This is a genomic window from Candidatus Pelagibacter sp. Uisw_137 (genome assembly GCF_047720245.1).
Classification (GTDB): Bacteria; Pseudomonadota; Alphaproteobacteria; order Pelagibacterales; family Pelagibacteraceae; genus Pelagibacter.
Map to the genome: position 1 here is coordinate 1,076,535 of NZ_CP159811.1, position 19,126 is coordinate 1,095,660.

Below are 19,126 nucleotides of genomic sequence, written 5' to 3' on the forward strand. Positions count from 1 at the left end.
TATAATACATCTCTGTTGCGATAATTAGGGTTTTATTGTATTAACCTTTAACTCATGAGTTGTAATTGATCAAAAAAGCAAAAAAAATTAGCTCTAACAAAATCTCACAGATTCACACAGGCGTTTTAGTTCTTGAAAACAAAACAATCTTTAAAGGGGTTGGTATTGGCTATCAAGGAACAGCGACAGGTGAAGTGTGTTTCAATACTTCTCTAACAGGCTATCAAGAAATTATATCAGATCCCTCTTATGCTGGACAAATTATCAATTTTACCTTTCCTCACGTTGGTAACGTTGGAACTAACAAGCAAGATTTAGAATCTGATAAAGTTTGGACCAAAGGTGTAATTTTTAACTCTGAGATAACAAGTCCTTCTAATTATAGATCTTTAGTTAATTTAGACCTGTGGTTAAAAAAAAATAAAATTGTTGGGATCACTGGTTTAGATACTAGAGGTTTAACTAATTATATTAGAGATAAAGGAGCTCCTAAAGGTACTATTTCTTTTTCTAATAAAGGTAATTTCAATATTAGCAAATTGACAAATGTTACGGCAAAGTGGAGTGGATTAAATAATTTAGATTTAGCAGAACAAGTAACTACTAAAAAAAATTATATTTGGTCAGGTTTTAAAACTTGGAAAAAGGAAACTGGTTACTTAAAAAATAAGAAAAATTCACTACATGTTGTTGCAATTGACTATGGCATTAAGAAAAATATCCTAAGGTATTTCTCAGATCTTAATTGTAAAGTAACTGTGGTTTCGTGCAAAACGAGTGCAAAAGACATCCTTAAATTAAAGCCAAATGGGATCTTTTTATCCAATGGTCCTGGTGACCCTGCAGCAACTGGAAAATATGCAATTGAAATCATTAAAGAATTAATCAAAAATAATTTACCTATTTTTGGAATTTGTCTTGGTCATCAAATTCTAGCCCTAGCACTTGGTGCAAAAACTAAAAAAATGAAACTAGGTCATAGAGGTGCTAATCATCCAGTTAAAAACTTAATTAAAGATAATGTTGAAATCACCAGTCAAAATCATGGCTTTGAAATTGTAAGAGCAACATTACCAAAAAATATTGAAGTCACTCACAAATCTTTATTTGATAATTGCATTGAAGGAATTAGATTAAAAAATAAACCTGTTTTTTCTGTTCAATATCACCCTGAATCAAATCCAGGGCCACAAGATAGTGTTTACTTATTTGAAGAGTTTATTAACAACATAAAAAAAAATGCCAAAAAGAAAAGATCTTAAAACTATACTAGTCGTTGGTGCTGGACCAATTATCATAGGTCAAGCTTGTGAATTTGACTACTCAGGGACACAAGCCTGTAAAGCCCTTAAAGATGAGGGTTATAAAGTTATTTTAATCAACTCTAATCCAGCAACTATCATGACAGATCCTGGTGTTGCAGATAAAACTTATATTGAGCCTATAACTTTAGAGGTATTAGAAAAAATTATAAAAAAAGAAAAGCCAGATGCAATTTTACCAACAATGGGTGGCCAAACTGCTTTGAATTTAGCAATGGAAGCAGAGAAAAAAGAAATTCTTAAAAAATATAAGATTGAATTAATTGGTGCAAATTCTAAAGCAATCTCTAATGCTGAGGACAGAAAAAAATTCAGAAAAAACATGTTAGATATTGGTTTGGACTTACCAAAATCTAAAGTGGTAAATCATATTAGGGATGCAGCAAAAGCTTTAAAACAAATTGGATTACCTGCAATAATTAGACCTGCGTTTACTTTGGGTGGTTTGGGTGGAGGAATTGCCAAAACTGAAAAAGAATATCTTAAAATAGTTAAAGATGGTTTACACGAGTCCCCTGTTAGCCAAATTTTAATTGAGGAATGCCTTGAGGGTTGGAAAGAATTTGAAATGGAAGTTGTTAGAGATAAAAAAGACAACTGTATTATTATTTGTTCTATTGAAAACATTGACCCAATGGGAATTCACACGGGAGATTCAATTACAGTTGCACCCGCTCTAACACTTACGGATAAAGAGTACCAGGTTATGAGAAATGCCTCAATTGCTTGTCTTAGAAAAATTGGAGTAGAAACAGGTGGTTCAAATGTTCAATTTGCAATCAATCCTAAAGACGGCAGAATGGTTATCATTGAAATGAACCCAAGAGTTTCGAGATCTTCAGCTCTTGCTTCTAAAGCAACAGGGTTTCCAATTGCAAAAGTTGCAGCAAAACTAGCTGTTGGTTACACACTTGATGAATTAAAGAATGAAATTACAAAAACAACACCTGCTTCTTTTGAACCTAGCATTGATTATGTTGTAACTAAAATACCAAGGTTTACCTTTGAAAAATTCTCTACTTCTGAGGCAATTCTTGGAACTTCAATGAAATCGGTTGGTGAAGCAATGGCAATTGGTAGAAACTTTAAAGAATCTCTTCAAAAAGCATTGGTTTCTCTTGAAATTGGCTTTTCAGGCTTAGATCGAATTTTTCCACTTAGCAAAAAAGAAATGGAAAAAGAATTAAAAAAAAATATTCCAAATAGAATATTATTAGCTGCTGAAGCATTTAGAAAAAAAATCAACATTAAAAGAATTCACCAACTTTGTAAAATAGATCCTTGGTTTTTAGAGCAAATAAAAGAAATTGTTGATGAAGAAAATCAAATACAAAAAAAAGGTCTCCCTAAAGACTACAATGAATTTAATAGAATTAAATCAATAGGTTTTTCTGATAAAAAACTATCTGAAATCACTAAAATTCCTGAAGACCTTGTTAGGAAAAAAAGAACTGCTTTAAAAGTATTACCAGTTTATAAAAAAGTAGACACCTGTGCTGCTGAATTTAAATCTTTCACGCCTTATATGTACTCAACATATCAAAGAAATTATGCTTTGAATTCAGAGTGTGAAGCAGAACCTTCTTCAAGAAAAAAAATCATAATTTTAGGTGGTGGACCAAATCGTATAGGTCAAGGTATTGAGTTTGATTATTGTTGTTGCCAAGCAAGTTATGCTCTTAAAGATAGTGGTTTTGAAACTATAATGATTAACTGTAATCCTGAAACAGTTTCAACAGACTACGACACAAGTGATAGGCTTTATTTTGAACCTCTTAAAGAAGAGTATGTTTATAATATTATTAAAAAAGAACAGCAAAAAGGAAACCTTGTAGGGATCATTGCTCAATTTGGTGGACAAACCCCTATAAGACTTGCAAAATTTCTACATGATAACAGGCTTCCAATTTTAGGTACGCAGTACACATCAATAGATTTAGCTGAAGATAGAGACAGATTTAGAAAGTTACTTGATAGATTAAAATTAAAACAAGCTGAAAGTGGTATTGCCAAAACTTACAAGCAAGCCATTCAAATTGCTGAAAAAATTGGTCTGCCATTAATGGTAAGACCTTCTTATGTGTTAGGTGGAAGAGCGATGGAAATTGTTCATGAGAAAAGCCAATTAAAAAACTTTGTAGAAGAGGCATTTAAAGCTGCAGAGGATAATCCAATATTAATAGATAAGTTTATTAGTCACGCTATGGAAGTAGATGTGGATGCAATATCTGATGGGAAAGAAGTTTTTGTTGCAGGTATCATGCAGCACATTGAAGAAGCAGGTATTCACTCCGGAGATTCTGCATGCTCTTTACCTCCTATATCTATTAAACCAAAGTTGATAACAGAAATAGAGGTTCAAACAAAAAAATTAGCTTTAGCGTTAAATGTTAAAGGCTTTATGAATATTCAATTTGCTATTAAAAATGATGAAATTTATGTAATAGAAGTAAATCCAAGAGCAAGCAGAACAGTTCCTTTTGTATCTAAGGCCAAAGGATTACCTCTTGCAAAAATTGCCTCAAGAGTAATGACTGGTGAAAAATTATCTAAATTTAACTTAAGAGGTAAAAATAAAAACTTATTTGCAGTTAAAGAAGCGGTATTTCCTTTCAATAAATTCCCAAATAGTGACTTATTATTGGGGCCTGAGATGAAATCAACAGGTGAAGTAATGGGATTTGATAAGGATTTTGGTATGGCTTATGCAAAAAGCCAAATTGCTGCTTCAAACTCATTACCAACAAAAGGTTTAGCATTTATTTCTCTCAAAGATGGCCATAAAGATGAAGGTGTAGATTTAGCAAAACAATTAATAAAATTAAATTTTACTTTATGTGCAACAGGTGGAACTGCAGACCACATTCGTAAATATGGAATAAAATGCAAAACAATAAACAAGGTTAGTGGAGGGTCACCTCACATTGTTGATGTACTAAATTCTAAAAAAATTGCCTTAGTTATTAATACGGGTGGTGGAAATAGTGAGCATCGTCTTCATGATGCAATGGCTTTAAGAAGAGCAACACTAGGTAACAAAGTTCCTTACTGCACGAACATGTCTACTGCTCAAGCTTGCTTGATGGGGATTAGATCTTTAAAAACAAAAGAGATTACAGTAACTGCACTTCAAGATATTTAATGCGAAGACAAACCGGTATTTGCAATACTGAAAATCATATCTTCGTAACTCATATCAAGATTTAGCACACACGATCTATAGAAATAACCTTTTCGAAGACCTGGCATTAAATTTGCTTCTATAAAATGAGGAACACCCAAGTGATCCATTTTAATATCTATTCTACCTAAAGATTTTCCACCTAAAGCTTTAAAGGAATCTTTTGCTAGTTTAGAAAGTTTGTCAAAAACTACAATATCAGAAACAAGAATTACACTCTCTTCATCATTTTTTTTAACATTAAAATCAAGAATACAATGACCGTCTATATTTTCTTTTACGATAATTTCTATTGGCATAGCTCTTAAAGTTCCATCAATGCTATCTTCAAAAATACCAACACTATATTCTTTTCCTGCTAAATATGTTTCAACTAAAGAAGGTGAGTTTTGCTTTATCTTAATATCTAATACTTTTGAGGTAAAATCTTCAAAATTAAATACAATTGAATTTCTATCCACACCTCTACTATCTCCACCAGTTACTGGTTTTATAAAAAGGGGAAATTTTATTGGTATTGAAGATTCTTTTAAGTATTCACCAGGGTTTGTTATAAAAAAATCTGCAGTTCTAATATTATTTTTTTGCATAATCTTCTTTGCTCTATTTTTATCACTTTCATTATCAAGAGCTGCTTTACTTGAGGCGATATATGGAATTTCAAACATCTCTAAATAGTCATTTAGCCAAATATTTCTATTATTAAAAAAGAAATACTTAACACCAGAGAATACTAAATCAGGCTTTCTTTTAACTAGGGCTTCAAGATCTTCTTCTGAGTTAATTTCAGTAATTAAAACATTTTTATATCGTTTAGATAAAATTCTTAGAACATTTTTTTCTTCTATGATGATTCCAACATTATCTTGATGTGAATCTACCTCACCCAAATTAGGGACTACGACTATTTCTATAGTCTTACTAATTTTTATTGTAATAATATTATTTTTTTTTAAAGGTAAAATATTACCTATTTCTGGAATTCCTTGTTTAGCTATGTCTTTTATAATCATAATAAATCCAGCACATACCCATGCAAAAAAACATGGATGATGGGCTATTCTAATAAAGTTGTTTTCTAAAAAATTATTGCCTAAGTAATGAAGTGTAAAATTATCTGGCAGTATCTAAAAAAAACTAAGTGTACGCCTTATCAGTGGTGATAGATACAAGTCTCTACAAATTTAAAACTACTTAACTTTCCAATCTGTAGGAAAAGAGACGTAATTAACTTGTAAACAGCGTCTTTCTTTGACGATCTCCTTCTTTTCCATCCCATGCCAAGTATTTGGCCCACTAGTAAAGAAATAACCATAGTTATTTTTATATGGAACAGTTTTAACTTTTTCTAACTTTTCATTGTAAAAATCAGTACCTAGTGTCTCAGATTCGTTAAATTCATTAACAAATAACAGACACGAGACTAGTTTTTCTTTAATATCACAATGTGGTTTAAGCCAAAATCCTTTTCTATCACAAATTACTTCTACTCTTACATAAGAATTAGACAGATCTCTATTTATAAGACTTGAAATCTTGGAGCATGTTTCTTTTGATTGAAGTTCATTGATTAGTTTTGTTAATGCTGGAAACTTCTTGCTATTTTCTTTTGTAATAAAACATCTAAATTTTATTGCTTTACCACCACTTGTTATCCCTTCTCTAAATTCTGGTGCACCCCCATCAATAGCTCTTGTTCCATCATATTCTAAATCAAGTTGATTTAGATCAGGTATGTCAGCACTTATGATTTCATTAATAGCATCATTTGATAATGGTTTATTTAACTCCCAATGTTTAAAAGGATCATTGTGTTCCTTAGAGTTATTTAAAATTGAATTAAGAAAAGTCATGCAGTTTTATTTTTTCTTTTATTTGGTTCGCTATTTTATTAGTTTCGTTTAGTTTTGTATAAGTCCAATTTTCAATAGAATTATTTAATTCTTTTATTATATTTAAAGACTCGAATAAATTAAAAAAGCTTTTAAATCTCTGATTATTTTTAATTGCTGGCATTTGAGCTACATAAATTGGCTTTCCAGTAATTGCAGCTTCTGAAATCATTGAAGTAGAATCGCAAGTAACAATAATATGATCTGAAATTTTTAATGAAGAAAGATAAGCTTTTTTATCAACATTGGGTATTATGATTTGATCTTTATCAAAATAATTCTTAGCTTTTTCTATTATATTCTGAGGAGTTCTCATTGAGGGAATAATAATTACTTGATAATTATTTTTTAAGAAATTTTGCTCAATCTTTGAAAAAATACCATCTATGACTTGATTATTATAATCATAATATCTAGTTGGTCCTCCTAATATTAAGGTAACAATTTTCTTTTGACTGTTAATTCTGGATTTTAAATAATTTTCATTCTGGTCCAACTCATCATTAGTTAAATAATGAACCGCACCTTTGCTTGTTAGTACGTTATTGCCCTTTAAACCATCATGTTCGGGTGCAACTACAAAATCAAAATTATCTAATGACACTTTAGGTTCTTGAATGTGAATATTTATGATCTTATTCTTAAATTTTTTCTTTAAATAAATTGATGGGATTACACTTTTTCTTCCACAAGAAATAACAACATCAAACTGGCTATTAATTTTATTTTTAAAAACAAAATCTTGAATGGGTGTTACTTTTGGTGGAAATAATTTCCAAAAATTATTAATTTCAATCTTCTCGTGTATAAAATCTAAATCTAAAGCCTTAGCTAATCCTTCAACTTGGCTAATCATGCCATGCATGCCCTCTGTTAATAATAACCCTTTTAATTTTGTCATTTATCCTTATATAACTTCTGCATGAGTGAAAATCCAATTAAACACACAAAAGTGTTAATAATAGGGTCGGGTCCAGCTGGCTATACAGCAGCTGTGTATGCTGCCCGAGCAATGCTAAGCCCTGTTTTAGTATACGGCTCTGAACCAGGTGGACAATTAACTACAACAACAGACGTGGAAAATTACCCGGGTTTTTCAGATGTAATTCAAGGTCCATGGTTAATGGATCAAATGCGAGACCAAGCAAAAGCAGTTGGTACAGAAATGATTGAAGATCATATCGGATCTGTAAATTTAAAATCTACACCTTTTGAAGCTATTGGAGATAGTGGACAAAAATATACTGCAGATAGTATAATTATTTCAACAGGTGCTCAGGCAAGATGGTTAAATATAGAATCAGAACAAGCATATAGAGGCTTTGGTGTTTCAGCGTGTGCAACATGTGACGGTTTTTTCTTTAAAGAAAAGGTTGTAGCAGTTGTTGGTGGTGGAAATGCAGCTGTAGAAGAGGCAATGTTCCTTACAAAATTTGCATCGAAGGTAAAATTAATTCATAGACGAGATACTTTAAGAGCAGAAAAATTACTTCAAAAAAAATTAATGGCAAATAAAAAAATTGAAATAATTTGGGATAGTGCTGTTGAAGAGGTTATTGGGGATAGCGAACCTAAAAATGTTACAGCGATTAAAGTTAAAAATCTTAAAACAAATAAAATTGAAGAAATGAAAATAGATGGCTTATTCATTGCAATTGGTCATGATCCAGCAACGGCTCTTTTTAAAGATCAATTAGATATGGATAAAGAAGGTTATTTATTAACTAAACCAGATTTAACAGAAACTAATATCCCTGGAGTTTATGCTGCGGGTGATGTTAAAGACAAAACGTTCAGACAAGCTGTAACTGCTGCTGGAATGGGTTGCATGGCTGCACTTGAGGCTGAAAAATTCTTATCTCACTAACTTAAATATTAACTATTTTAGAAATTTCTTTTTTTCTACCTAAGCTCCATTTTTTTAGAGCAGATATTATTGGTATTGCTGAATTTCCAAATTCACTTAATTTATATTCTACGTTTTGAGATTTATTAATAATTTTAACAACCAAATCATCTTTTCTCATTTCATCAAGTTTTCTTGCCAAAACTTGGGAACTGATATTAGTTACTATTTTTTTAAGCTCATTAAATCTTATTTTCTTATTTTCATAGATTCTTGCAATAATAAAAATTTTCCATTTTCCTCCTAATAATTCCATAACGTTTGAAAAAGGACATGATTGTTTTTGATTAATTTTTTCCACATCTATTTTGTAAACTAATAACAAAAAATGACCAGTCATGATTTAAGTAACTTTGAAGTGACTAGTAAGATTATAATTAGTTGATAAAAGATTATTTATGTCCATATGTATCAAAACAAAAATTTAATTAAAAGGAACAACAAAATGACAAATAAAGTATTATTAACTGGAATAAGTGGCTGGATAGCAAAACATATAGCGATTGAATTATTAAATTCTGGATATGAAGTTTTAGGAACTGTTAGAAGCCAAAATTCATTAGATAAAACAAAGAAAACTCTAAGCGAATATGTTTCAACAGATAAATTATCATTTGTTGAATTGGACTTATTAAAAGATGATGGTTGGGTTGAGGCTGCTAAAGATTGTAAATATATTATACATACTGCTTCTCCCTACCCTATGAAAAGTTCAAGAAATAGAGAGGCTTTAGTTCCAGCTGCTAAAGGTGGGGCGTTAAGAGTTTTAAATGCTGGTATAGAAGCTAATGTTGAAAAAATAATTCTTACTTCGTCAATAGCTGCTATGTTTAAAAAACCTAATAGAACAAATCCATATACTTTTGGGGAAAACGATTGGTCAGATACTGATTGGAGTGGATCGTATGACTACATTGTATCAAAAACTAAAGCTGAACAAGCTGCATGGAAATTAATGGAAAGCAAAGGATTGAAAGATAAATTAACTGTCATTAATCCAGGAGGAGTTTTTGGTGATGCTTTAGATAAAAAAACAAACACTTCAACTAGCTATGTTGAACTTTTCCTTAAAGGAAAATATCCAATGGCCCCAGATTTTGGAATATTGATTTCTGATGTAAAAGATGTAGCAAGAGCACATGTTTTATCTATTAAAAACACTAAGGTTAATGGAAGACGATTGATTATTGGTTTAGAAGTTAAAAAAATGCTCGAGCTTTCTAAAATTATGCAAGAAGCATTTCCAAAGTACGCAAAAAAACTACCAAAAAAAGAAATGCCAATTTTTATGGCTAAATTAATCAGCTACTTTGACTCTTCTGTAAAGAAGCTGTTGCCTGATCTTGGAATTTTAATGCAGACTGATACTTCATATTCAGAAGATTTATTGGGTATGAAATTTAAACCTGCAAAAAATAGTATTATAGATGCTGGCAACTCAGTAATTAGACTTGGATTAGTTTAAAAATACTAACTACTTATTTCTGATATCTCGTTAGACTCAAAAATAGTTTGCTGAATATCATTTTGAATAACAGCTATCATTGCTCTTGCAACTGTTTCGGAATGAATAGGTTTCATTTTCTTTAAAGGACCTAAAAGTAATGAAGAAAGTAACTTAAATACAAAAATACCTATTGTTTCACTTGCTCTCTTTTCTTTTCTATTACCTATTAAAAAAGATGGTCTCATTATTCCAAGTTTTGGAAAATTAAGTTCTTTTAATTCTTCTTCAACCAGTCCTTTGAATCTTACGTAATCTCCCGAACTCTTGGGGTTTGCATATAATGCAGAGACAAAGATAAATGAGTTAACCAAATTTGATTTTGCAATTTTTGCAATTTCTTTAGGAATATCAAGTTCAACCCTTTTATATTCATCTTTATCAGGTGAATTTTTTTTTGTTGTACCAATACAAACAAAACAATCATCTCCTTTGATATCTTCATTGTGATTTTGTAAATTACTAAAATCAGTCTTAATAATCTCTACTTTTGGATCGTTAATTTCAGGAACTGAACGAACAAATAATTTTATTTTAGAGTAATTAGTATCTTTAATTAATTGATTAAGAAGATGTCCTCCAACTAAGCCGGATGAGCCAAATAACAAAGCTGTTTTCATTACTTTAAGGAACCTTGCAATATATATTTCAATATACGAAAAGCTTGTTTTTGATCTGAAGCAACAGCTGCAGCAGAGCCATCCACTTCTTTAAGTGCATGTTGATGATCATCGTTATGAATAACAATCATAGATTTATTAAGTGCTGTAGCATAACCTGCATCAAAAGCTGCATTCCATTGCTTAAATTTTTCACCAAACTTAACAATAATTACATCACAATCTTGAATAGATTTTTTGGTTCGAATGGAATTGATATTAGCACCTTTTCTATCTTTCCAAAAATTTTTTTCTTCTGCTCCTAGAATTTCTACACCACAATTGTCAGATGCCTCATGATCAGTTACAGGAGATGTAAATTTAACATCTAATTTCTCTTTTTCACAAAGTTGAATAATTTCCTCTCTCCAATTACTGTGAATTTCACCTGCCAAATATACACTTAACATTTATATTTCCTTATTGTTTTTTTAGTTAAAATATCTTTTTTTAATTCATTATAAGGTCTAATTTGCTTGTAACAAATTATTACTAATCAGTTATATCTAGATTGTGAAAAAAGGTAAATACATTAAGACTTTTAAACTGTTGCTTCCTTATTTGTGGCCTAAAAAAAGAAAAGATTTAAGGATACGAGTTAGTTTTGCAGTTGTTGCTTTAGTTTTAGCAAAAATAGCAAGTGTTAGTACCCCTTTAGTATTAGGGGGTGCTGTAAACTCTCTGACAGAATTAAGTTCAGGTGTTAATCTATTCATGTTGGTACCAATTGCTTTAATAGTTGGTTACGGTGTTACAACAATAATTGCTTTTACGTTTGTTCAAGTCAGGGATGCTTTATTTTCAAAAGTTTCTCAACACTCTATTAGGCAAATATCTTTAAATATGTTTAAACATTTGCATGCTCTTTCATTGCAGTTCCATTTAGATAGACAAACTGGAGCGCTAGCTAAATATATAGATAGAGGAACTAAGGGGATAGATTTTCTTTTAAGGTACGTTTTATTTAACGTGCTTCCTACTTTTTTTGAAATCTTCCTAGTTTCCGGAATTTTGTTTTATTTGTATGGACCATGGTATGCAATTATAACTCTTACAACTATTAGCCTTTATTCTTTCTTAACTTTTAAGATTACTGAATGGAGAAATGAATTTAGAAAAAGAATGAATCAAGCTGATAATGATATCAGTACAAAAATGATCGATAGTTTATTGAACTATGAAACTGTTAAATATTTTAATAACGAAAAATTTGAATTTAGTAGGCTTGATGAATCTTTAGAAAATTATGAATTAGCAGCAAATCAAAGTAGACATTCCCTTTCATTGTTAAACGTTGCTCAAACATTCATTATAATGCTTGGAATTACTATCATGTTGGTAATGTCAGCTTATGGTATTAAGAGTGGAGACATCGATGTTGGTGGATTTGTAGTTATCAATGCTTATATGTTTCAATTATATCAGCCATTAAATTGGCTAGGTTCAGTCTATAGAGAAATTAGACAAGCATTAACAGACATGGAAAACATGTTTAGTTTATTAGAAGTTTCAACAACTTCCGAAGATAACCTGAAAGATATACCTCAAAGCAATATTGCAGAAATTAGATTTGAGAATGTCAGTTTTGATTATGATGTAAGAAGAACTATCATTAAAAATATTTCATTTAATGTGCCTAATGGAAAAAAAGTGGCAATTGTAGGTCCAACTGGTGCTGGTAAGTCAACAATAAGTAGATTGTTATTTAAGTTTTATAATCCCAAAGAGGGAAATATTTTTATTAACAATATAAATATAAATAAAATTTCTCAAAGCTCTTTAAGAAAAATTATTGGTGTAGTACCACAAGATACTGTCTTATTTAATGATACAATTTATTACAATATAGCTTACGGCAATACTGGTGCTACCAAAGAAGAGGTTATTAGTGCTGCACAAAATGCAGATATACATGATTTTGTAACAACTTTACCCGATGGTTATGAAACAATTGTAGGGGAAAGAGGATTGAAGTTATCTGGTGGAGAAAAACAGAGAGTTGCTATTGCAAGAACTATTCTAAAAAACCCTAAAATATTTTTCTTTGATGAGGCGACATCTGCACTGGATACTAGTACAGAAAAAGAAATTCAAAAAAATCTAGAAAATGTCTCTAAAGATAAAACAACTTTAATAATTGCTCACCGACTATCTACAGCTGCAAGTGCTGATAATATTATTGTCCTTGATCAGGGTACTATTATTGAGCAAGGGACACATGAGAGCTTATTGTTAGAAAAAGGTAAATATTTTGAGATGTGGGGAAAGCAAAAACCTAGCTAAGACTTTTACAAAAAGAAGATATTTTTTCTAAAGCCTTTTTAAGATTTTCCATAGAAGTTGCGTAAGATATTCTGAAAAAACCTTCTAAACCAAATGCAGAACCTTGAACGACTGCAACACCGCTATTTTCTAATAAAGATTGAACAAAATCAGTATCTGTCTTAAGTTCTTTACCACTTGTATCTTTTTTTCCAATTAACCCTTTGCAGCTTGGAAAAACATAAAATGCTCCATCTGGATTTAAACATTCAATTCCATCTATTTCATTTAATACTTTAACAACAAAGTTTCTTCTCTTTTGAAATGAAGTTGCTCTCTCCTTAATAAAATCTTGAGTTCCATTTAATGCTTCAACAGCTGCAGCTTGACTAATTGAAGATGGATTTGTTGTTGATTGCGATTGTATTTTAGCAATTGCTTTAATAATTTCTTTAGGACCAGCCGCATACCCTATTCTCCAGCCAGTCATTGAGTAAGCTTTACTTACACCGTTCATTGTAAGAACTCTTTCTTTCAAGCTATCAATTTGTGCAATAGTAAAAAATTTAAACCCTTCATAAATTACGTGCTCATAAATATCATCACTTAAAATATGCACGTGAGGATGTTTTGCTAAAACATCTGCGATTTCTTTAATATCACCTTCGGTATAACAAGCGCCTGTTGGATTTGATGGTGAATTTAATATTATCCACTTTGTTTTTGGTGTTATAGATTTTTCTAATTCAGCTGGATTAATTTTAAATCCTTGTTTTTCATTACACTCTAAAATAATTGGAGTTCCACCGGCTAATAAAACCATGTCAGGATAAGAAACCCAATAAGGTGCAGGAACTATAACCTCATCCCCTTCATTTAGGGTTGCCATCATGGCATTATAAATTACATGTTTTCCACCAGCACCAACTGTGATTTGATCAGTTGTGTAGTCTAAATTGTTTTCTCTTTTAAATTTTTTAACAATGGCATCTTTTAAGGCAGCAGTTCCATCAACGGCTGTATATTTGGTATCACCTTCATTAATGGCTTTTATAGCCGCTTGTTTGATATTATCTGGTGTATCAAAGTCAGGCTCTCCTGCCCCAAGTCCTATAATGTCTTTTCCAGCAGCTTTTAATTCTCTTGCTTTTTGAGTTACAGCAATAGTTGGTGATGGTTTAATCTTTTTTAGGCTGTCTGATATAATGCTCATTGAAATATATTTTTATTCTAATAGTTTTATAGATAATGCAAAATACTTATCAAGATTTAATTACAGATATACAGAGCAAAAATCCTGAAATTCACCAGAAATTAGAAGGTGGAAAAAAGTTTAAACTTGTTACAGATTTTAAACCTGCTGGTGATCAGCCAGAAGCAATAAAACAATTAGTTAAGGGTGCAAATAAAGAAGAATTAAACCAAGTTTTGCTTGGTGTAACAGGTTCTGGAAAAACTTTTACAATGGCCCAAGTAATTGAAAAAACTAATAGACCAGCTCTAATACTTGCTCCTAACAAAACACTAGCTGCACAGCTTTATGGAGAGATGAAATCTTTTTTTCCAGACAATGCCGTTGAGTATTTTGTATCTTATTATGATTACTATACACCTGAGGCCTATGTACCAAGGTCTGACACTTATATTGAAAAAGAAGCATCTATTAATGAACAAATTGATCGTATGCGTCACTCAGCTACTAGATCACTATTAGAGAGAGATGATGTAATTATTGTTGCAAGTGTTTCTTGTATCTATGGTCTGGGTTCTGTTGAGGCGTACAGCAAGATGACGTTGAGTTTAAAGAAAGATTATGAATACAGCAGAGAGCAACTAATAAAAACTTTAGTAAATTTACAATACAAAAGAAATGATCAGAGTTTTTATAGAGGAACTTTTAGAGCTCGAGGAGAATATCTTGAAATATTTCCCTCACACTTTGAAGATAGAGCATGGAGATTAAGTTTATTTGGTGACAAACTAGAAAAAATAGAAGAATTTGACCCTTTAACAGGAGATCTAATACAAGATTTAGATGTAATAAAAGTTTATGCAAATAGCCACTACATCACTCCCAAACCAACTATAGAACAAGCAATTATAAAAATTAAAAGAGAATTAGAAGTAACTTTAAAAAAATTCAAAGAACAAAATAAATTACTTGAAGCACAAAGATTAGAAGAAAGAGTTAAGTTTGATTTAGAAATGATTGAAGCAACAGGGTCTTGTGCTGGCATTGAAAATTATTCTCGTTTTTTATCTGGAAGGAAACCAGGAGAGCCACCTCCAACTCTATTTGAATATTTTCCTGATAACACTCTTATTTTTGTGGATGAATGTCACGTAACAGTTCCTCAATTAAATGGGATGTATAAAGGGGACAGATCTAGAAAAAGTAATCTTGCTGAATATGGTTTTAGATTACCTTCTTGCATGGACAATAGACCTCTTAAATTTGAAGAATGGGATGCAATGAGAACACAAACAGTTTTTGTATCAGCAACACCTGGTCCCTGGGAATTAGAACAAGTTAAGGGTAAATTTATAGAGCAAATAATAAGGCCTACCGGTCTAATTGATCCACCAGTTGAAATAAAACCTGCCAAAAATCAAGTTGATGACTTGATGCATGAGTGCAAAAAAACAATAGATAAAAATTTTAGAGTTTTGGTCACAACTTTAACTAAAAAAATGGCTGAGGATTTAACAGAATATTTTCATGAAAATGGTATTAGGGTTAGATATTTACACTCAGATATTGATACACTGGAGCGAATAGAAATCATGAGGGATTTAAGGCTTGGTGTTTTTGATGTCTTAGTGGGAATTAACCTTTTAAGAGAAGGACTAGATATTCCAGAGTGTGCATTAGTTGGAATTTTAGACGCTGATAAAGAGGGATTTTTAAGATCTGAAACTTCTTTAGTTCAAACTATTGGAAGAGCTGCAAGAAACCTGGAAGGTAGAGTTATCCTTTATGCAGATAAAGAAACAAAAAGTATAAAAAAAGCAATTCAAGAAACAGATAGAAGAAGAGCAATTCAAGTTGCCTATAATAAAAAGCATAATATTGATGCTGTTTCTATTAAGAAAGAAATTAGCGATGTGTTGCAGAACGTTTATGACAAGGATTATTTAAAAGTAGGTACTGGAGACAATATTGGTGGAAATTTAAAGAAGCACTTAAAGATGCTCAACAAAAGAATGAAAGATGCAGCCACAAACCTTGAATTTGAAGAAGCTGGTAAAATTAGAGATGAAATAAGAAATTTAGAAGCATCAGAATTAGAAATTGTTTTAAACCCAAAAATAAAACACTATAACCAAGAAAATAGAACATATCCAAAAGGTAGATCAACAATGGGCTTACCTGGTACAAGAGCTCAAAAAGGTAAGAAAAAATGGAAGCAAACAAAATAATTATCACTGGAGCCGCAACTAGAATGGGTGCTGCTATTGCAAAGAAACTCTCAGGTCCAGGAGTTGAAATGATTATTCATTACAATAAGTCTAAATCTGAAGCTGAAAAATTACAAAAAGAATTGTCAAAAAATAAAACAAAAGTTTACTTGGTAAAAGGTGACCTTGCAAAAGAACAAGATTTAAAAAAAATTATAAAATTCTCAAAGTTAAAATTAAAATACTTTGATTGTTTAGTTAATAATGCTTCATTATTTGAAAATGATAGTCTTAAAAATTTTTCTTCTAGAAGCTGGAACCAACATATGGATGTAAATTTAAAAGCACCCGCATATCTTACAAAAGAATTTTCAAAAAATGTTAAAGGTAAAAATAACAATATTATAAACATAATTGATCAAAGAGTTTTTAAGTTAACTCCCTTTTTCTTTTCTTATACTTTAAGTAAAACAGGGCTTTATACTCTAACAAAAACTAGTTCTATGGAATTAGCTCCAAACATAAGAGTTAATGGAATTGCACCTGGACCAACTATTAAAAATAAAAGACAAACTGAAATGCATTTTAAAAAGCAGTACTTAGCAACCCCTTTAAAACAGCAGGTAAATGTAAAAGACATATGTTCTGCTGTTGACTTTTTTATCAAAAACAGTTCAATTACAGGTCAAGTAATAGCAATCGATAGTGGACAAAGTTTAAACTGGCAAACACCAGATGTAATTGGAAAAGAATGAAAAATAATAATTTAAATATTGTCAAAATAGATAAAAATAAAAGCTTATTTAATTATGAAAAAAAAATTCTTATTAAAGAATTAACTCTAGATTTAAAGCTTGGTTATTATGATTTTGAAAAAGAAAAAACCCAGAAAATAAAATTTAGTTTGGAGATTGATTATGAAGATAGAAAACCAACAAATGACAGAGATATTAAATCAATTGTTAATTATGGTCAGGTTGTAAAATTAATTACAAAACTTGCAAAAAAGAAACATTATAATTTTTTAGAAACACTTGCTGAAGATGTTTTTGATGTATTGTTTAAAGATAAACGAATTGGAAAAATTATGCTTCAAATTGAAAAATTAGAAATTATAAAAGAATGTGCCTCGGTTGGTATCCAAATTACCAAAAAAAGAAGTCATGAAAAGCTCTGAACTAGGCAAAGACGTAATTAGAAAAGAGCTACCATTAATTCCTAAAAGCCCTGGAGTTTATCGAATGCTCGATCATAAAGATGTGATTTTGTATGTAGGTAAAGCAAAAAACCTTCCCAATAGATTAAAGAGCTATGTAGCTGAAAAAAATCATATCATTAGAACAGCAAGGATGCTCTCTCAAACTTTTAAGTTAGAGATAACGACTACTGCCAATGAAAGTGAAGCACTTCTTTTAGAAGCAAATTTAATCAAAAAACATAAACCTAAATTTAATATATTGCTTAAAGATGACAAATCTTTTCCCTTTGTTTTCATTAGTAATAAAGACCAATGGGCACAGGTTACAAAACATAGGGGCAAAAAAGATAAAGAAGGATTTTATTTTGGACCCTTTGCTTCAGCAGGAACTGCAAATTGGACCATTAAGATGCTTCAAAAAATATTTCAAATTCGAGTTTGTGATGATAGCACGTTCAAGAATAGAAAAAGACCCTGCATTCTTTATCAGATAAAAAGATGTTCTGGTCCTTGTGTCGATTATATTGATAAAGAAGATTATAAAAAATCAGTAGATCAAGCAATTCAGTTTGTATCGGGTAAATCAAGAGATATACAAAAAAATCTATCTAAACAAATGGAGGAAGCCAGCGAAAAGCTGGATTTTGAAAGAGCTTCTATTTTTAGAGATAGAATTAAATCCTTAAATATAATTCAATCGTCACAAAGAATTAATGAAGCCAATCTAGTTGATGCTGATGTAATTGCTGCCTATAAAGAATCTGGTAAAACCTGTATTCAAGTATTTTTTTACAGATCCAAACAAAATTGGGGCAACCAAGCTTATTTTCCAAAACATGATCCTGACCAAGACATATCTGAAATAATGTCATCCTTCTTGATGCAATTTTATGAAAATAAGAATGTTCCAAAATTAATTATTATTAATACAGAAATTGAGGACTGGAAATTAATTGAAGAAACATTAAGTAAAAAAGAAAGTAGTACAATTTCTATTAATATAGCAAAAAAAGGAACTAAAGCTAAAGTGATTGCTATGGCAGAAAAAAATGCCAAAGAGTCACTTAATAGAAAAATTTATGAAACAAATAATAACAAAAATTTATTTGAAGGTGTGGCTAAAAAATTTGATCTTAAAAATAGCCTCAACTTAGTTGAGGTTTATGATAATAGCCATATCTCAGGAACCAATAGTGTAGGTGCTATGATTACTTTTGGAAATGAAGGATTTGTTAAAAAAAGATATAGAAAATTTGATATTAAGACAAAGGGTGCTGAACAAGATGATTTTGCAATGTTAAAAGAAGTTCTTACAAGAAGATTTAAAAGAGCAATGCTAGAAAAAGGAAATTATTTAACGCTTCCTGATTTAATTTTAATTGATGGTGGTAAAGGTCAATATTCATCTGCCAAAGAAGTATTAGATGAATTTGGATTACATGATCTGCCTATGATTGCTATTGCTAAGGGTAAATTAAGAAATAGTGGTGATGAAACTTTTTTCTATAAAGGAAATTCATTTAAATTTGATAAGAATGACCCTACTCTCTTCTTTATGCAGAGACTGCGTGATGAAGCACATAGATTTGCCATCACCTCTCACAGAGCAAAAAGAGCAAAAGGAATTACAAAATCATTATTAGATCAAATTGATGGTATTGGATCAATTAGAAAAAGAGCTCTATTAAACCATTTTGGCTCTGCTAGAGCAGTAGAATCCGCAAGTTTTGATGAGATTAAATTAGTTGAAGGTGTTGAGGAAAAAGTTGCAAAAAAGATATATAATTTTTTTCACGAATAATT

Annotated in this window: 16 protein-coding genes; 9 read left to right on the plus strand and 7 right to left on the minus strand. The window is 30.7% G+C overall.

Features of this window, described 5'->3' with window-relative positions:
* Nucleotides 1–65: 65 nt before the first annotated feature.
* Both carA and carB read left to right on the plus strand, forming a co-directional pair.
* Entirely contained in the window at nt 66–1,262 is a 1,197-nt protein-coding gene (gene carA, locus ABXT61_RS05750) for a glutamine-hydrolyzing carbamoyl-phosphate synthase small subunit (protein ID WP_415314884.1), read from the plus strand.
* A complete protein-coding gene (gene carB / locus ABXT61_RS05755; RefSeq protein ID WP_415314886.1) occupies nt 1,240–4,464 on the plus strand; it encodes a carbamoyl-phosphate synthase large subunit in 3,225 nt (1,074 codons plus the stop codon). Before carA ends, carB begins: the two co-directional genes overlap by 23 nt.
* Here the strand turns inward: carB and ABXT61_RS05760 are convergent.
* The 3 genes from ABXT61_RS05760 to ABXT61_RS05770 form a co-directional block, all read right to left on the minus strand.
* Nucleotides 4,461–5,516 carry a D-alanine--D-alanine ligase gene (locus ABXT61_RS05760; RefSeq protein WP_415314887.1) on the minus strand — a complete coding sequence of 352 codons (1,056 nt, stop codon included), beginning with the start codon at nt 5,514–5,516 and terminating at the stop codon, nt 4,461–4,463. The genes carB and ABXT61_RS05760 overlap by 4 nt on opposite strands.
* Before the next feature lie 177 nt (nt 5,517–5,693).
* Complete coding sequence (locus ABXT61_RS05765) at nt 5,694–6,356, minus strand: hypothetical protein (RefSeq protein WP_415294751.1); 663 nt, start codon at nt 6,354–6,356, stop codon at nt 5,694–5,696.
* The gene (locus tag ABXT61_RS05770; RefSeq protein WP_415314888.1) at nt 6,343–7,296 is read right to left on the minus strand and encodes a mitochondrial fission ELM1 family protein; all 954 of its coding nucleotides are present in this window, start codon (nt 7,294–7,296) and stop codon (nt 6,343–6,345) included. Before ABXT61_RS05770 ends, ABXT61_RS05765 begins: the two co-directional genes overlap by 14 nt.
* 21 nt (nt 7,297–7,317) lie before the next feature.
* On the opposite strand from ABXT61_RS05770, the gene trxB reads away from it, so the two are divergent.
* A complete protein-coding gene (trxB, locus tag ABXT61_RS05775; protein ID WP_415314890.1) occupies nt 7,318–8,262 on the plus strand; it encodes a thioredoxin-disulfide reductase in 945 nt (314 codons plus the stop codon).
* A gap of 1 nt (nt 8,263) precedes the next feature.
* Here trxB and ABXT61_RS05780 read toward each other — a convergent pair whose 3' ends face one another.
* The gene (locus ABXT61_RS05780; RefSeq protein WP_415314891.1) at nt 8,264–8,641 is read right to left on the minus strand and encodes a winged helix-turn-helix transcriptional regulator; all 378 of its coding nucleotides are present in this window, start codon (nt 8,639–8,641) and stop codon (nt 8,264–8,266) included.
* A gap of 105 nt (nt 8,642–8,746) precedes the next feature.
* On the opposite strand from ABXT61_RS05780, the gene ABXT61_RS05785 reads away from it, so the two are divergent.
* Complete coding sequence (locus ABXT61_RS05785; protein WP_415314892.1) at nt 8,747–9,766, plus strand: NAD-dependent epimerase/dehydratase family protein; 1,020 nt, start codon at nt 8,747–8,749, stop codon at nt 9,764–9,766.
* Nucleotides 9,767–9,771: 5 nt separating this feature from the next.
* On the opposite strand, the gene ABXT61_RS05790 is transcribed toward ABXT61_RS05785, so the two are convergent.
* Together ABXT61_RS05790 and ABXT61_RS05795 are read right to left on the minus strand one after the other, a co-directional pair.
* Complete coding sequence (locus tag ABXT61_RS05790; protein ID WP_415314894.1) at nt 9,772–10,425, minus strand: NAD(P)H-binding protein; 654 nt, start codon at nt 10,423–10,425, stop codon at nt 9,772–9,774.
* Nucleotides 10,425–10,874, minus strand: a complete 450-nt coding sequence (locus ABXT61_RS05795; RefSeq protein WP_415314895.1) for a YtoQ family protein — start codon at nt 10,872–10,874, stop codon at nt 10,425–10,427. Before ABXT61_RS05795 ends, ABXT61_RS05790 begins: the two co-directional genes overlap by 1 nt.
* Nucleotides 10,875–10,977: 103 nt before the next feature.
* Here ABXT61_RS05795 and ABXT61_RS05800 point away from each other — a divergent pair, with 103 nt between their 5' ends.
* The gene (locus tag ABXT61_RS05800; RefSeq protein WP_415314897.1) at nt 10,978–12,747 is read left to right on the plus strand and encodes an ABCB family ABC transporter ATP-binding protein/permease; all 1,770 of its coding nucleotides are present in this window, start codon (nt 10,978–10,980) and stop codon (nt 12,745–12,747) included.
* Here ABXT61_RS05800 and ABXT61_RS05805 read toward each other — a convergent pair.
* Entirely contained in the window at nt 12,740–13,939 is a 1,200-nt protein-coding gene (locus ABXT61_RS05805; protein ID WP_415314899.1) for a pyridoxal phosphate-dependent aminotransferase, read from the minus strand. The two genes, ABXT61_RS05800 and ABXT61_RS05805, sit on opposite strands and share 8 nt — an antisense overlap.
* 35 nt (nt 13,940–13,974) lie before the next feature.
* On the opposite strand from ABXT61_RS05805, the gene uvrB reads away from it, so the two are divergent.
* From uvrB to uvrC, 4 genes are read left to right on the plus strand one after another with little or no spacing between them, the layout of a single operon-like run.
* Nucleotides 13,975–16,146, plus strand: coding sequence for an excinuclease ABC subunit UvrB (gene uvrB / locus ABXT61_RS05810; RefSeq protein ID WP_415314900.1), 2,172 nt, complete (start codon nt 13,975–13,977; stop codon nt 16,144–16,146).
* Entirely contained in the window at nt 16,128–16,880 is a 753-nt protein-coding gene (locus ABXT61_RS05815) for an SDR family oxidoreductase (protein WP_415314902.1), read from the plus strand. The genes uvrB and ABXT61_RS05815 overlap by 19 nt, the downstream gene beginning before the upstream one ends.
* Nucleotides 16,877–17,302 carry a dihydroneopterin aldolase gene (locus ABXT61_RS05820; RefSeq protein WP_415314903.1) on the plus strand — a complete coding sequence of 142 codons (426 nt, stop codon included), beginning with the start codon at nt 16,877–16,879 and terminating at the stop codon, nt 17,300–17,302. Before ABXT61_RS05815 ends, ABXT61_RS05820 begins: the two co-directional genes overlap by 4 nt.
* Entirely contained in the window at nt 17,289–19,124 is a 1,836-nt protein-coding gene (uvrC, locus tag ABXT61_RS05825; RefSeq protein WP_415314904.1) for an excinuclease ABC subunit UvrC, read from the plus strand. Before ABXT61_RS05820 ends, uvrC begins: the two co-directional genes overlap by 14 nt.
* Nucleotides 19,125–19,126 lie beyond the last annotated feature (2 nt).